The organism is Aeromonas molluscorum (genome assembly GCF_051376105.1).
GTDB classification, from domain to species: Bacteria; Pseudomonadota; Gammaproteobacteria; order Enterobacterales; family Aeromonadaceae; genus Aeromonas; species Aeromonas molluscorum.
Genome location: NZ_JBPQCY010000001.1, coordinates 1745749 through 1759533, shown reverse-complemented (window position 1 = coordinate 1759533; position 13785 = coordinate 1745749). Strand labels below are relative to the sequence as shown.

General features: G+C 59.3%; 12 protein-coding genes and 1 tRNA gene. 8 read left to right on the top strand and 5 right to left on the bottom strand.

Annotation, left to right across the window (positions count from 1 at the left end):
- Nucleotides 1-2: 2 nt before the first annotated feature.
- The 3 genes from ACSMDR_RS08590 to pepA all read right to left on the bottom strand — a co-directional run bounded on the left by ACSMDR_RS08590 (nt 3) and on the right by pepA (nt 5139).
- On the bottom strand, nt 3-2867 hold the full coding sequence (locus tag ACSMDR_RS08590; RefSeq protein ID WP_436467929.1) for a valine--tRNA ligase: 2865 nt from the start codon (nt 2865-2867) through the stop codon (nt 3-5).
- 47 nt (nt 2868-2914) lie between these two features.
- Nucleotides 2915-3370 carry a DNA polymerase III subunit chi gene (locus tag ACSMDR_RS08585; RefSeq protein ID WP_436467928.1) on the bottom strand — a complete coding sequence of 152 codons (456 nt, stop codon included), beginning with the start codon at nt 3368-3370 and terminating at the stop codon, nt 2915-2917.
- A gap of 260 nt (nt 3371-3630) precedes the next feature.
- Nucleotides 3631-5139 carry a leucyl aminopeptidase gene (pepA, locus tag ACSMDR_RS08580; RefSeq protein ID WP_005906556.1) on the bottom strand — a complete coding sequence of 503 codons (1509 nt, stop codon included), beginning with the start codon at nt 5137-5139 and terminating at the stop codon, nt 3631-3633.
- Between the two features lie 171 nt (nt 5140-5310).
- On the opposite strand from pepA, the gene lptF reads away from it, so the two are divergent.
- Nucleotides 5311-6423: an LPS export ABC transporter permease LptF gene (lptF, locus tag ACSMDR_RS08575; RefSeq protein WP_005906554.1), complete on the top strand. Its 1113-nt coding sequence runs from the start codon at nt 5311-5313 to the stop codon at nt 6421-6423.
- 138 nt (nt 6424-6561) lie between these two features.
- Nucleotides 6562-7632 carry an LPS export ABC transporter permease LptG gene (gene lptG, locus ACSMDR_RS08570; protein ID WP_436467927.1) on the top strand — a complete coding sequence of 357 codons (1071 nt, stop codon included), beginning with the start codon at nt 6562-6564 and terminating at the stop codon, nt 7630-7632.
- 64 nt (nt 7633-7696) lie between these two features.
- Here the strand turns inward: lptG and ACSMDR_RS08565 are convergent, their stop codons facing one another.
- A complete protein-coding gene (locus ACSMDR_RS08565; protein WP_436467926.1) occupies nt 7697-8218 on the bottom strand; it encodes an RDD family protein in 522 nt (173 codons plus the stop codon).
- 143 nt (nt 8219-8361) lie between these two features.
- Here ACSMDR_RS08565 and ACSMDR_RS08560 point away from each other — a divergent pair.
- Nucleotides 8362-8446, top strand: a tRNA-Leu gene (locus tag ACSMDR_RS08560).
- A gap of 282 nt (nt 8447-8728) precedes the next feature.
- Here ACSMDR_RS08560 and ACSMDR_RS08555 read toward each other — a convergent pair.
- The gene (locus tag ACSMDR_RS08555; protein ID WP_005907254.1) at nt 8729-9286 is read right to left on the bottom strand and encodes a dihydrofolate reductase family protein; all 558 of its coding nucleotides are present in this window, start codon (nt 9284-9286) and stop codon (nt 8729-8731) included.
- Between the two features lie 54 nt (nt 9287-9340).
- On the opposite strand from ACSMDR_RS08555, the gene ACSMDR_RS08550 reads away from it, so the two are divergent.
- The 5 genes from ACSMDR_RS08550 to ACSMDR_RS08530 all read left to right on the top strand — a co-directional run bounded on the left by ACSMDR_RS08550 (nt 9341) and on the right by ACSMDR_RS08530 (nt 13692).
- On the top strand, nt 9341-9697 hold the full coding sequence (locus ACSMDR_RS08550) for a hypothetical protein (RefSeq protein ID WP_436467925.1): 357 nt from the start codon (nt 9341-9343) through the stop codon (nt 9695-9697).
- Nucleotides 9698-9838: 141 nt separating this feature from the next.
- Nucleotides 9839-11257, top strand: coding sequence for an ammonium transporter (gene amt / locus ACSMDR_RS08545; RefSeq protein ID WP_436467924.1), 1419 nt, complete (start codon nt 9839-9841; stop codon nt 11255-11257).
- Between the two features lie 212 nt (nt 11258-11469).
- The gene (gene rlmD / locus ACSMDR_RS08540; protein ID WP_436467923.1) at nt 11470-12819 is read left to right on the top strand and encodes a 23S rRNA (uracil(1939)-C(5))-methyltransferase RlmD; all 1350 of its coding nucleotides are present in this window, start codon (nt 11470-11472) and stop codon (nt 12817-12819) included.
- Nucleotides 12820-12975: 156 nt separating this feature from the next.
- Nucleotides 12976-13449 (top strand): GNAT family N-acetyltransferase, encoded by a 474-nt coding sequence (locus ACSMDR_RS08535; RefSeq protein ID WP_436468229.1) that lies wholly within the window; start codon nt 12976-12978, stop codon nt 13447-13449.
- A 78-nt stretch (nt 13450-13527) separates the two neighbouring features.
- On the top strand, nt 13528-13692 hold the full coding sequence (locus tag ACSMDR_RS08530) for a DUF5363 family protein (protein WP_436467922.1): 165 nt from the start codon (nt 13528-13530) through the stop codon (nt 13690-13692).
- Nucleotides 13693-13785 lie beyond the last annotated feature (93 nt).

Here is a 13785-nt window from a genome sequence, read left to right as displayed (position 1 = left end):
GCTTACAGGGCGGCGATTTCCACCTGCTGGGCTTCCAGCTTGGTGAGTTGGAGACGGTAATCTTCCAGCTTCTCGCGCTCCTTGGCGATGACGGCATCCGGCGCCTTGGCCACGAAGGCCTCGTTGCCGAGTTTGCCTTCGATGCGACCACACTCGCCAACCAGCTTGGCCACCTCTTTGGCCAGACGGGCCAGTTCGGCTTCCTTGTCGATGAGGCCCGCCATGGGGATCATCAGCTCGGTGTTACCGATCAGCTTCTTCACCGACAGCGGGGCGGTTTCACCTTCGCTAAGCACGCAGATGGACTCCAGACGGGCCAGGGACTTGAGGGAGGCCTCGTTGCCCCGGGCGCGCTGACCATCTTTGGCATCGCACTTGAGCAGCACATTGAGCGGCACGCTCGGTGCCACGTTCATCTCGGCGCGGATGTTGCGGATGCTGACGATAAACTCCTTCACCCACTCCTGATCTGCCATGGCGGCTTCGTCCACCTTGGTCGCGTCGAACTGTGGGAAGGCTTGCAGCATGATGGTATCGGCGTGCACACCGGTCAGCGGCGCCACCGACTTCCAGATGGTCTCGGTGATGAACGGGATGATGGGGTGAGCCAGACGCAGCAAGGTCTCCAGTACAGTGACCAGCGTGTGACGGGTGGCACGCTGTTCGGCCTCGGAACCCTTACCCAGTATCGGCTTGGTCAGCTCCAAATACCAGTCGCAGAACTGGTTCCAGATAAACTCGTACAAGATGCCGGCGGCCATGTCGAAGCGATAGGTATCCAGCGCGGTGCGAAAATCACGGATGGCCACTTGCAGCTGGGACTGGATCCAGCGATCCGCCAGGCTGAACTGCATCTCGCCGCCATTACCTTGCGAAGAGAAGCCGCAATCCTGCTCTTCGGTGTTCATCAGCACGTAGCGCGATGCGTTCCACAGCTTGTTGCAGAAGTTGTTGTAACCATCCAGGCGCTTCATGTCCCAGTTGATGTCGCGGCCGGTGGAAGCCAGCGCCGCCAGGGTGAAGCGCAGGGCGTCGGTGCCGTGCGCATCAATCCCTTCCGGGAACTGCTTGGCGGTACGCTTGCCGATCTTCTCGGCCATCTGCGGCTGCATCATGTTGCCGGTGCGCTTCTCCAGCAGATCTTCCAGGCTGATGCCGTCAATCATGTCGAGGGGATCCAGCACGTTGCCCTTGGACTTGGACATCTTCTGGCCCTCTTCATCCCGGATGAGGCCGGTGATGTAGACGGTTTTGAAGGGAACCTGCGGGGTGCCATCCTCGTTCTTGATGAAATGCATGGTCATCATGATCATCCGGGCTATCCAGAAGAAGATGATGTCGAAGCCGCTCATCAGCACGTCGGTCGGGTGGAAGGTCTTGAGCGCCTCGGTGTTGTTCGGCCAGCCCAGGGTGGAGAAGGTCCACAGGGCGGAACTGAACCAGGTGTCGAGCACGTCTTCATCCTGACGCAGCACGGTCACGGACGGAATATTGTGTTTGGCGCGCACTTCGGCCTCGTCACGGCCGACATAGACCTTGCCGGCCTCGTCATACCAGGCCGGGATGCGGTGACCCCACCACAGCTGGCGGGAGACGCACCAGTCCTGAATGTCGCGCATCCAGGAGAAGTACATGTTCTCGTACTGCTTGGGAACGAACTGGATGCGGCCATCTTCTACCGCGGCGATGGCGTCCTTGGCCATGGGGGCCACCCGCACATACCACTGGTCGGTCAGCATCGGCTCGATGGGCACGCCGCCACGATCGCCGTAGGGCTGTTGCAGCACGTGATCCTTGATCTCGTCCAGCAGACCCAGTTCATCCAGCTTGGCCACAATCGCCTTGCGGGCAGCGAAGCGCTCCAGGCCAGCGAATTCGCTCGGCAGGGCGGCATCATAGGCGGTGCTGGGGTTGCCGTTGCCATCAACGACTTCCGCCTCGGCACGCACATGGGCATCCAGGGTGAAGATGTTGATCATCGGCAGGTTGTGGCGCTTGCCCACTTCGTTATCGTTGAAGTCGTGGGCCGGGGTGATCTTCACGCAACCGGTGCCCTTCTCCATGTCGGCGTGTTCGTCGGCGACGATGGGGATCAGACGATTCACCAGCGGCAGCAGAATGTGTTGTCCGATCAACGCTTTGTAACGGGGGTCTTCCGGGTTCACGGCAACGGCGGTATCACCCAGCATGGTTTCCGGGCGAGTGGTGGCGACGATCAGGTGATCCTGGCCATCGCTGGTTTTTGCGCCGTTCGCCAGCGGGTAGCGCAGGTGCCACATGTGGCCCTTGATCTCGCGGTTTTCCACTTCCAGATCGGAGATGGCGGTGTTGAGCTTGGGATCCCAGTTGACCAGGCGTTTGCCACGGTACATCAGGCCATCTTCGTAGAGGCGCACGAACACTTCCTGTACGGCTTCGGAGAGACCCTCATCCATGGTGAAGCGCTCGCGCTCCCAATCCACGGAGTCGCCCAGACGACGCATCTGGCGAGAGATGGTGCCGCCGGACTCTTCTTTCCACTGCCAGATCTTGTCGATGAAGGCATCACGGCCGTAGTCGTGGCGGGTCTTACCCTCTTCGGCGGCTATCTTGCGTTCAACCACCATCTGGGTGGCGATACCGGCGTGGTCACAACCTGCCTGCCACAGGGTGTTCTTGCCCTGCATGCGGTTGTAGCGGATCAGGGTGTCCATCAGAGTCTGTTGGAAGGCGTGACCCATGTGCAGGCTGCCGGTGACGTTCGGCGGCGGGATCATGATGCAGAAGGAGTCTTTGCTGGTGTCACCGTGGGGCTTGAAGTAACCCTGGGATTCCCAGTGCTGATAGAGCGCCTGTTCGATGGCATTGTGATTAAAAGTCTTTTCCATGGTCTCGCCGTATGCTGATAGGTTCTGATGGATAAAAATGGGGGCAGTCAGGGCTGCGCCGGATTGTGTGCTGCAAGTGCGGGCTGGTCTCTCATCTCGAGAGCATGGCCTGCCTGGCGATAGTGCTTGTAGCGCTCGCGGGCTTGCTGCTTCTGCGTGTCGTCAGTGGGGACAAAATCTACCACTTGAGGGAAGTTCCCTGCAAACAAAGGTACCTCCCAGGCCAGATTGATGAGCCGGGCGTAGCGCCGTTTGGGGGGCTGATGGCCAATTTCTACCGGGGCTTGGCCCGCTTCGCCCTGTAGCTGATGGGGCACGAAGCGATCCGGCGGCAGCTGCCAGAGCAGCTCGTCGAGTCGCTCGGCCTGAGCCTGGTCTGCACAATGCACATAGAGGTGACCGCTGCTCCAGCTCTCGGCCGCCAACTGGCAGGCGAGCCGCTCGCAGGCGCTGGCTCCGGTCTCATCCGGTTCGCTCATCAGGTAGAAGGTCACTTGGCTCATCAGGTTCGATCCCGTGTGGCGGTGACGGCGCTTGGCGCAAGCTGGGCTGCGCGCCGCAGATTTGTCGGCGGGAGCGCAGCGGTTGCCCTGCCCGTCAGTTCTGTAATGAAACAAGGAAGAGGCGAGCCTCTTCCTTGTGCGTTAAGGGTAACAGGAGGGCCAGGGCATGGGTAGCACAGGCCCACCGGGTGTCACTCCTTCTCTTTGATGTCCATGCTAGTCCTGTTGAGCAAGATCGAGATCAGCAGGCTGGCGGATGGTCACTCTTTTTCTTCAATGTCCACACCGGCCCGGTTGAGCAGGAACTGGGTCAGCAGAGGCACCGGACGACCAGTGGCGCCCTTGTCCTTGCCGCTCTTCCAGGCGGTACCCGCTATGTCCAGGTGAGCCCAGTTGTACTTTTTGGTGAAGCGCGACAGGAAGGCGGCAGCCGTGATGGTTCCGGCCGGACGGCCGCCAATGTTGGCCATGTCGGCAAAGGGGCTCTCCAGCTGTTCCTGGTACTCGTCGAACATCGGCAGGCGCCAGGCGCGATCGCCAGCCTGCTCCGAAGCGCCGAGCAGTTCATGGGCCAGCGGATTGTGATTGGCCAGCAGACCCGAGGTGTGATGGCCCAGGGCGATGATGCAGGCACCGGTCAGGGTGGCGACGTCAATCACTGTGTCCGGATCGAATCTGTCCACATAGGTAAGTGCATCACACAATACCAGGCGACCCTCGGCATCGGTGTTCAGGACTTCGATGGTTTGACCGGACATGGAGGTGAGGATGTCCCCCGGGCGATAGGCATTGCCACCTGGCATGTTCTCGCAGCCCGCCAGCACGCCGATGACGTTGATGGGCAGCTGCAACTCGGCCAGGGCGTGCATGGTACCGAGCACGGAGGCGGCGCCACCCATGTCGTACTTCATCTCGTCCATGCCGTCGGCCGGCTTGATGGAGATGCCACCCGAATCGAAGGTGAGGCCCTTGCCGACCAGCACGATGGGCTTGGCTTCAGGGTGACCCTTGTACTCGATGATGGCCATCATGGCTTCGTTTTCGGAGCCGCGGGCCACTGCCAGGTAGGAGTTCATGCCGAGTTCGGCCATCTCCTGCTCGCCCACCACCTTGGTGGTGATATTGTCATACGAATCGGCCAGGCGACGGGCCTGGGAGGCGAGGTAAGCCGGATTGCAGACGTTGGGCGGCATGTTCGCCACGTCGCGGCAGACCCGAACCCCTTTCGCCACGGCCAGGCCGTGGGAGATGGCTTTCTCGCCTATGGTCAGTTCCCGACGTGTCGGCACGTTGAATACCAGCTTGCGCAGCGGGCGACGTGGTTCGGCTTTATTGGTCTTGAACTGATCGAAGCTGTAGAGGCCAGCCTTGGTACTTTCTACCGCCTGGCGGACCTTCCAGTAGGTGTCACGACCCTTGACGTGCAACTCGGTCAGGAAGCAGACGGCTTCCATGGATCCGGTTTCGTTGAGGGTGGTGATGGTCTTGTTGATGATCTGTTTGTACTGGCGTTCATCGAGCTCCCGCTCCTTGCCGCAGCCCACCAGCAGGACACGCTCGCTCAGCACACCCGGTACTTGATGAAGCAGCAGCATCTGGCCTGGTTTCCCTTCCAGGTCACCACGGCGCAGCAGCGAGCTCAGGTAGCCATCGCTGATCTTGTCCAGTTGTTCGGCCACCGGAGAGAGGCGGCGGGGTTCAAATACACCCACCACGACGCAGGCGCTGCGTTGCTTCTCAGGACTGCCACTCTTTACACTGAACTCCATGGAATCTCCTACATCCTAAAGACAAAAGGCACCTTTTATTGAATAATGCAGTGCTTGTTGGGTATCAGAGGCGGAGCGAACAGCCACAGGCTCCGCAGTTCAAACTGGTAAAAATCCAATATAGGGCCCTATTTTTCAGGCATTCGACTAAAAACACAAGTTTACTTGGGAATGACTGTGATCGTTTTCCGATATTTGTTCAGGGAAACCCTGAAAACCCAGCTGGCAGTGTTGTTCGTGCTGCTGCTTATCTTCGTCAGCCAACAGTTCATCAAGATCATTGGCGATGCCGCCGATGGTGAGGTGCCCACGCGCCTCATATCGACTTTGATGCTGCTCAACTTGCCCAATATGGCGCTGTTGATGCTGCCTATCAGTCTGTTTTTGGCCATCTTGTTTGCTCACGGCCGTCTCTATGCCGAAAGTGAGATGACAGTGATGCATGCGGTGGGGGTGAGTCCGCGTCGGGTCATGGTGACCACCATGATATTGGCGCTCTTGACCGCCATGGTGGCAGCCTTCAACACCGGTTGGGTCGCGCCTCTTGCCAAGGAGCGCGAGTATCAGGTGATCGACGAGTTCAAGGCCGATCCGGGCATCTCCTTCCTGCAGGCGGGCCGCTTCATGGAGCTCGATGGCGGCAAGTTGGTGGCCTATATCCAGGATCTCAATGACAAGGGCTCAGTGTTGCATAATATCTTCGTGTTGCAGCGCGCTCAGGGCACGACGCCGCCGTCCGTGGTGATTGCGACCGAAGGCCAGGTGACCGTGGATGAGAATGGTCTGCAGTGGCTGACTCTGAAGGATGGTTCCCGCTATGAGGGACACTTCAATGGCAAGCAGTTTCAGAACTCAGATTTTCGCGAGTACAGCCTGGTCATCCGTCAGCAAGAGGCCGAGCACTCCAATCGCAAATCGGCAGCCAAGCCAACCATGGAATTGTTCGGTACCCAGGATAACCAGCTGATGGCCGAGTTGCAGTGGCGTATCTCACTGCCGCTCTCCATCCCTGTGCTCACCTTCCTGGTGGTTCCCCTGGCCCGGGTCAATCCCCGTCAGGGACGCTACGCCAAGCTGCTGCCGGCTATCTTGCTCTATCTTTCCTACTTCCTGTTGCTGTCGGCGGCACGTTCGGCCATCGACAGTGGTCGTCTCCCGCACTGGCCAGGCATGTTCTGGGTACCGATAGCTTATTTGCTGTTGATCGGGGTGCCACTCAACCTGCAGGGCACCGCCTGGTGGAATGGGGTCAAAGGGCGACTCTTCAATTCGGGGTCACATTGATGCTGCCACATAGGGATTTCTACTGATGTCTGGCATGCTCGATAGGCATATCAATCGGGTCGTCTTTAGGGCAAACCCGTTCTGCGCTCGGTATTCCAAGAGAAAACGCATGATGCTGCAATATAGGAACCTCTGCTGATGTTTGGCATTCTCGATAGATATATCGGCCGGGTCATTTTCATGTCGATCCTGCTGTGTGAGGTGACCCTGGTCGGCCTCTCTGCGCTCATCAAGTATGTGGAGCAGCTCAAGTCGGTCGGCGATGGCAACTATGACATGGTCAACGCCTTCTATTTCGTCATGCTCTCCATGCCCAAGGAGGCGGTACTCTTCTTCCCCCTTGCGGCACTGTTGGGGGGGCTGATCGGTCTGGGCCAGCTGGCAAGCAGTTCCGAGCTTGTGGTGATGCAGGCCGCCGGTCGCTCAAAGCTCAGCATAGTGGTGGCGGCGCTCAAGACGGCCATCCCGCTGATGCTGGTGTTCAGTCTGGTGGGTGAGTATGTGGCGCCCATCGCCAAGCGTACCGCAGACGATATCAAGGCCGGTGCCATGTCCGAAGGGCGACTGACCGTATCGGCTTCCGGGGTCTGGGCCCGGGATGGCCACAATTTCGTCAACATCAACGGGGTGCGCAATGATGGCGCCCTGATGGGCATTACCCTCTATCGCTTCACGCCGGAGCGCAAGTTGATCGATGTGGTACAGGCGAAGGAGGGGATGTTCGAGCAGCACCACTGGTTGCTTAAATCTGTCCATGCAACCCGCTTTGACGATCCGACCCGTATCCTCAGCGAGGATCTCCCCCAGATGACCTGGACGTCAGATCTCACCCCCAAACAGCTCGGTGTGGTCAGCATAGATCCGGAGAATCTCTCCATCTCCGGCTTGCGCGACTATGTCGGTTATCTGGATGCCAACAAACAGGACGCGGGGCGCTACAAACTGGAGCTATGGCGCAAGCTGCTGGCGCCGCTGTCGGTAGTCGCCATGATACTGCTCGCTTCCTCTTTCATCTTCGGGCCGCTGCGCTCGGTGAGCATGGGGGCACGCATGCTGATGGGGATCATGACCGGCTTCGTGGTCTATGTGAGTGACCGCGTGTTTGGTCCGGTCAGTCTGGTCTATGCGGTGCCACCCATTATCGCGGCCGTTGCGCCCAGTCTGCTGTTTGGCGGCATATCCCTCTATATCCTCAGTCGCAGACGCTAATGGAGTCATAGTGGCTAGAGACAAGAAAGGGCACCGGCGGTGCCCTTTCTTCATCTCCCCATTCCTATTTATTGAGCATGTTCAGGTTCTCTTGCTTGCTCAGTACTATCACCTCGCACTCAGCCCAGATGTCCTGGAATGCCTTGGGACGCTGGCGATCGAACAGGCACATCAGATTGCCGAGTCCAAAGGCTGCCGTGGCCAGCCGAATGATGGCCTGGGTGATGCGAATATTGCTGCCGTCCACATTCTGAATGCGCAGTCGCCAGGCGCGCATGCCAATGGTCTGGCCGGCCCGGGTCCAGAACCAGATATAAAAGCCAAAGATCACCAGCGCCAGCCAGGCACTGTAGAGCGGGCCGGTCAGCAGCCAGCTGACATCTTTCCCTTCGGGAAGGGTCACCAGACCGGTCACAAGCAGCAGTTGGGCAATGCCCATGCCGATGAAGCCAGCGATCACCAGCAGCGAGATAACCACCAGGTAGTCATAGAGCAGGGCTCCGAGGCGGCGCAGTAGCCCGGCGGAAGGGTGCGAATGAACAGGGGGTGTGACCTGGAAAGGTTGGACTGTCTTGCGCTTGGCCATGGGTAGGTTTCCATTAAAAAGTTGAGGGCATTCTAAGTAACTGGGCAATCAACGGCAAGGCGTTGAATAAATGAGCAAACGAGAGGTCGTGCGCGAAAAACCCCTTGCATGCCGAAGCGCCATTCGTATAATCCCTCGCAGTTGCCCGGGTGGCGAAATCGGTAGACGCAGCGGATTCAAAATCCGCCGTTGAAAGACGTGTCGGTTCGAGTCCGACCCCGGGCACCATTCTAGAATTCAATGACAAAAGGCCATCCATGCGGATGGCCTTTTGTTTTTCTGTACTCGCCCACGCGGGCAAGTGGCGAGCACAACAGACAACGGGATGCAGGAGGTCGTGTAGCCCGGGACACCGTGCTGATGCGCAGTACCCCGACGTTAGGCTGCCAACCCTGCCGCAACAAGAGGGCCCGGCCTGCGGTCTGCTTGTTGGATACGTGCACTGAGGCTTCACATCCTGGCGGCGGGTGCCCCTGGCTTGTTAGACCCCTCTAATCTTGCGTTATTCTCTCAAACCGGCCTGGCTATCTCATAGCGCAGCTCGACCATGCTGCTTCCCATCTGACGAACGTCGGTCAGCGTCAGCACAGGGCTAAGTACCCGGCGGGGAAACAGAGGCTTGCCTTGACCTAGCGTAACGGAGCCCACCTGGAGGATAAGCTCGTCCAGCAAACCAGCATCATGAAACTGGCCGGCGAGATCGCCACCCCCCACGATCCAGATGTTGGTCTTCCCGGCCACCGCCCGCATTTCGGGGTGAATATGGCGTGGCTCATCATTGACGAAACGGATGTCCGCACCCGGTATGCTTGGCAGGGGACGGCTAGAGAACACCCAAGTGGGTTGGTGATAGGGCCAGGCGGAGCCTGTCTCGGCGGTGACGCGCTCGGCGTGGCGCAACATCCACTCATAGGTGGCCGAGCCCATCGCCAGGGCGCCCACATTGGCGATGAACTCCGGGTAGCTGGATTCGGCTACGTTGCCGAGGGGGAAGAGCCAGTCAAGTGAGTCATCTTCGGTGGCGATGAAGCCATCCAAGCTGGTTGCTGCAAAATACTGCGTCTTCATCTTTTATACCTCTGCTGGTGGTACGCCCGGACATCACGTCTGGGGCGGCGCTCCTTGCCAGTCAATGTCGCCATCCATTCAACAAGCCTGATAGAGCCGCCATTTCCGCTCAGTGTCCCGCAGCTTGCTGAGTTGGCTGCCAATCCAGCCGATAGCGGAACTATCCCCGCGGCCAGTGCGGCTGGCTTCCCGTCAGCACAGGCTCGCCCAGCAACCCGCTACTGGCAGCCAGGCGTTGCGCCATTCAGGTGCATCGCCGGGCGCTGCCCGGTCGCGGTGCAGCATGGCATGGATTGGCGCATTGATTGCACTATTATGGTGCTGCTTCGTGCTTTTACCTTTCAATTTGCTGATAGAAAAGAGTTTTTTAACTGGCCTGTTTTATGCTTCAACCTCATCAGCTTGCCATGATGGCGCACCAATAAGGGCACATCAGCCAAGACGGTGATGGAAGAGATGGTCGGGAATGTTTTATATGAGCCACCGAATTCACATTTTCATAAGCAAATAAAACAGATCCGTTGCCGGAAATACAGGGAAGGAGATGATGACATGCGCAAGAGACTCATGATGACAGGCTCGGTGGCGCTGACCACCTTGCTGGCGGCCCCAAGCTGGGCACAGGATGTGGTCGCAGCCACCGAGCCCGTCGCTGCCGTGACTATCAACAAAGGGGATAATGTCTGGATGCTGCTGTCGGCGGCGCTGGTGATCCTGATGTCGATCCCGGGTCTGGCACTGTTTTACGGTGGACTGGTGCGCAGCAAGAACATGTTGAGCGTGCTGATGCAGGTGTTCAGCCTGTTTTCACTCATCTGCGTGCTGTGGGTGGTCTATGGCTACTCGCTCGCCTTTACCGAAGGCAACAGCTTCTATGGTTCCTTCGACAAGTTGCTGCTCAAAGGGGTAACCTCTGATTCCATCGCAGCCACCTTCAGCAAGGGAGTGGGTATCAGCGAATTCATCTATGTCGTGTTCCAGGGGGCCTTCGCGGCCATCACTTGCGGCCTGATCGTGGGCGCCTTCGCCGAGCGCATCAAGTTTGCCGCCGTGCTGCTGTTCTCCGTGCTCTGGTTCACCTTCTCCTACATCCCGCTGGCGCACATGGTGTGGTACTGGGCAGGGCCTGACGCTTATACCAGTCTTGAGGCCGCAACGGCCGCCACCGCCACCGCCGGTTATCTGTTCCAGCATGGGGATCTCGATTTTGCGGGCGGTACCGTAGTTCACATCAATGCGGCCGTGGCCGGGCTGGTGGGGGCTTATCTGGTCGGCAAGCGTCTTGGTTATGGCCGTGATGCCATGACACCCCACAGCCTGACCATGACCATGATTGGGGCCTCCTTGCTCTGGTTCGGCTGGTTTGGTTTCAACGCAGGTTCGGCCCTGGAGGCGAATGGCACGGCCGCGCTGGCCTTTATCAACACCTGGTTGGCTCCGGCTGCGGCTGCGCTCTCCTGGACACTGGCCGAGTGGCTGATGAAGGGGAGGCCCTCCTTGCTGGGAGCGGCTTCTGGAGCCGTGGCTGGGCTGGTCGTGATCACCCCGGCCGCCGGTTTTGTCGGTGTGGGCGGGGGGCTCATCATGGGGCTGCTAAGCGGGGTGGCGGGCCTCTGGGGTGTGCATGGCCTCAAGCGACTGCTAGGCGCCGATGACAGTCTGGATGTGTTCGGCCTGCACGGGGTGTGCGGCATCCTGGGCGCGCTCCTGACCGGCGTGTTCGCCAGCCCGGATCTGGGGGGGACTGGGGTATGGGATTATGTCACCAACCAGGTGGCGCCAGATTACTCCATCCTGGCCCAGGTCAAGATCCAGGCCATAGGTGTGGGCGTGACCGTTCTCTGGTCCGGTGTGGTTGCCTTTCTGGCATACAAGCTGGTGGATATGCTCATCGGGTTGCGGGTCAAGGAGGATGCGGAGCGCGAAGGCCTGGACGTTACCAGTCATGGGGAGAAGGCCTACAGCCAGTAAAGGCGCAGACCACTTGCCAATCACGCCGCCGGTCATATCCGGTGGCTTTTTTATACCTGGCGGTATGGCCGGTTCGTCCCCTGGCTGTTTTCTTCTGGCGATGTTTTATACCTGCAATTTGGCCGGATCTCCGCTAAACTCTGCCACCCTTTATTTGGGGTAGCCGGGTCAGCCCTGCTTTCACCCTTTCATCAATGCCTTCGGAGCCGCTCATGCCGTTAGTGGGACACCAACATCAGATCGATATCCTAGAACTGACCGACAAAGGGGATGGCAAGGGTCGCCTGTTCGATCGCCCCCTGTTTGTCGAGGGCCTCTTGCCCGGCGAGCAAGCCCTGGTCGAGCTGACCGAAGTCAAACCCAATTACCTGCACGGCAAGCTGGTGGAGTTGACCCAGCCGTCCGCGGATCGGGTGGCCGACTTTTGCCCCAATACCGAGTGCGGCGGTTGCCAGGTACGGCCGCTGGCCTATCCGGCCCAGCTCAGGTTGAAGCAGGCACTGGTACAGAGTGCGCTGGATCAAGCCGGCTTGGCGACTCAGGTCAATCCTATCATCGGCATGGATAGCCCCTTCGCCTATCGCAACAAAGCACAGTATGCGGTGCGGAGAACTGAGGCCGGGGCCGAAATTGGCTTCTATCGCAAGCACTCTCACACACTCATCACCGCCGACGATTGCGCGGTGCAGGACTCCCTGCATGTGGAGCTCAACGCCCGGGTTCGCGGCTGGATGCGCGAGCACGACATCGCGGCCTATGATGAGGTCAACCACAGTGGCTGCGTACGTAACCTGATGACCCGCAAGGGCTTCAAGAGCGGTGAGTTGATGGTGGTGCTGGTGACCCTGGGTGAGACCCTGCCGTTTGAAGCCGAGCTGCTGGCTGCGCTGGCGGATCTGCCCATCACTACCCTGGTACAGAATATCAATGACGAGCGTACCAACCGCATTCTGGGCGCAAGCAACCGGGTGCTGCTGGGGGAAGGGGTCATTCGCGACAAGATCCACGAACTCGAATTCGAGATCTCGCCACTCTCCTTCTTCCAGAACAACCCGAGCCAGACCGATGTGCTCTACTCCAAGGCCCTCGAATACAGTGAGCTGACTGGCAGCGAGACGGTGTTCGACATCTATTGCGGCATCGGCACCATCTCCCTGTTCCTGGCAGCCAAGGCAGCCAAGGTGGTGGGAATAGAGTCGGTCGAGAGCGCCATTTCCGATGCCCGCCGCAACGCGGCCCTGAACGGCATAGAGCACACCGAATTCCACGTGGGCAAGGCCGAACAGCTGATGCCAGAGCTGCATGCCCAGGGCGTGAGCGCCGACGTGGTGGTGATGGATCCGCCCCGCAAGGGCTGCGACAAGGCTGTGCTGCAGACCCTAGTCGCCATGGCGCCGCGCCGTCTGGTCTACGTTTCCTGCAACCCGCAGACCCTGGCCCGGGATCTGGCCTATCTGGTCAAGCAGGGCTTCGTGCTGGACGAGGTGCAGCCGGTGGACATGTTCCCGCACTCCATGCACGTAGAAGCCGTTGCCCGCCTGAGCCTGCCAGCCAAAAGCTGATAATCGCCTTGTTGGCGAAGCCGTGGCTTGTGTGGGCATGCCGAACAAGAGCTGATTTGAATTAGCCAGATGGCTCTGATAAAAACGACTCCAAATGGAGTCGTTTTTTTTGGGGCTGTAGACAGGCGTAACAACCAGGCAGGGAGAGCAGGGGTGATGATTCGTTTGGCGAGTGTGGAGGATGCTGCGGCGCTGGATCACTTCTTTGGGCAACTGGATCGGGAGACCCGTTTCATGCTGTTCGAGGCGGGGGAGCGTTCATCCGATATCGAGGGGCAGCGTCAGCGTCAGCGTCTGGCCGCCATGCATGCCAGTGCCAATCAGCGTATGTGGCTGTTGACCCAGGCCTGCGAGGTGCAAGGGTTCGCGGTGATGATCGGGGGTGGCTTGCGGCGCAATCGCCACTGCGCCCAGGTGGTGATGGGGTTGCGCCAGGGGGCCCGGAGTCAGGGCTGGGGCGAGCTCAAGCGCCTGGAGCTGGGGGTGATGGCCCATAACCTGGCGGCACATGGGCTCTATCGAAAATGTGGGTTTATTGATGAAGGTACCCGGCGCAACGCCTATTGGCTGGATACTCGCCATGTCGACGAAATCATCATGGGTCTGTTATTGCCGCTCGACATGCCATAACGCCGTCTGTCCGGCCCTACTAGGCGAGCCAAGCGCACGGTCGTAGAGTGTTCAATGGATAGATACAAGGAGTCGACCATGAAAGCTATCTTGTTACGCTGGCTTGCCCGTTACGATGCCTGGAGTCAGCGCTGGGGCCTTGCCCCTGAGTATCGACGCTGCTGCACACCTCAGCGCAGGGAGGCCAAGGCTGACAATCCCAAGTCGGTGTCGCCCCCCGCTGAAAAGCAGTCAGCACCATGAATGATCCCGGTTGACCCGTTTGAGTTTGTTGCTCTGAGTCCTGGGGCATGCCCCTTGCGACTTGTCGGCCCGGGACTGGACCGGGCGGGCTAA

What these genes read in the sequence shown, in the direction of transcription:
- ACSMDR_RS08590 (WP_436467929.1), bottom strand. Translation starts at nt 2,867, where the DNA reads ATGGAAAAGACTTTTAATCACAATGCCATCGAACAGGCGCTCTATCAG.
- ACSMDR_RS08585 (WP_436467928.1), bottom strand. Translation starts at nt 3,370, where the DNA reads ATGAGCCAAGTGACCTTCTACCTGATGAGCGAACCGGATGAGACCGGA.
- pepA (WP_005906556.1), bottom strand. Translation starts at nt 5,139, where the DNA reads ATGGAGTTCAGTGTAAAGAGTGGCAGTCCTGAGAAGCAACGCAGCGCC.
- lptF (WP_005906554.1), top strand. Translation starts at nt 5,311, where the DNA reads ATGACTGTGATCGTTTTCCGATATTTGTTCAGGGAAACCCTGAAAACC.
- lptG (WP_436467927.1), top strand. Translation starts at nt 6,562, where the DNA reads ATGTTTGGCATTCTCGATAGATATATCGGCCGGGTCATTTTCATGTCG.
- ACSMDR_RS08565 (WP_436467926.1), bottom strand. Translation starts at nt 8,218, where the DNA reads ATGGCCAAGCGCAAGACAGTCCAACCTTTCCAGGTCACACCCCCTGTT.
- ACSMDR_RS08555 (WP_005907254.1), bottom strand. Translation starts at nt 9,286, where the DNA reads ATGAAGACGCAGTATTTTGCAGCAACCAGCTTGGATGGCTTCATCGCC.
- amt (WP_436467924.1), top strand. Translation starts at nt 9,839, where the DNA reads ATGCGCAAGAGACTCATGATGACAGGCTCGGTGGCGCTGACCACCTTG.
- rlmD (WP_436467923.1), top strand. Translation starts at nt 11,470, where the DNA reads ATGCCGTTAGTGGGACACCAACATCAGATCGATATCCTAGAACTGACC.
- ACSMDR_RS08535 (WP_436468229.1), top strand. Translation starts at nt 12,976, where the DNA reads ATGATTCGTTTGGCGAGTGTGGAGGATGCTGCGGCGCTGGATCACTTC.
- ACSMDR_RS08530 (WP_436467922.1), top strand. Translation starts at nt 13,528, where the DNA reads ATGAAAGCTATCTTGTTACGCTGGCTTGCCCGTTACGATGCCTGGAGT.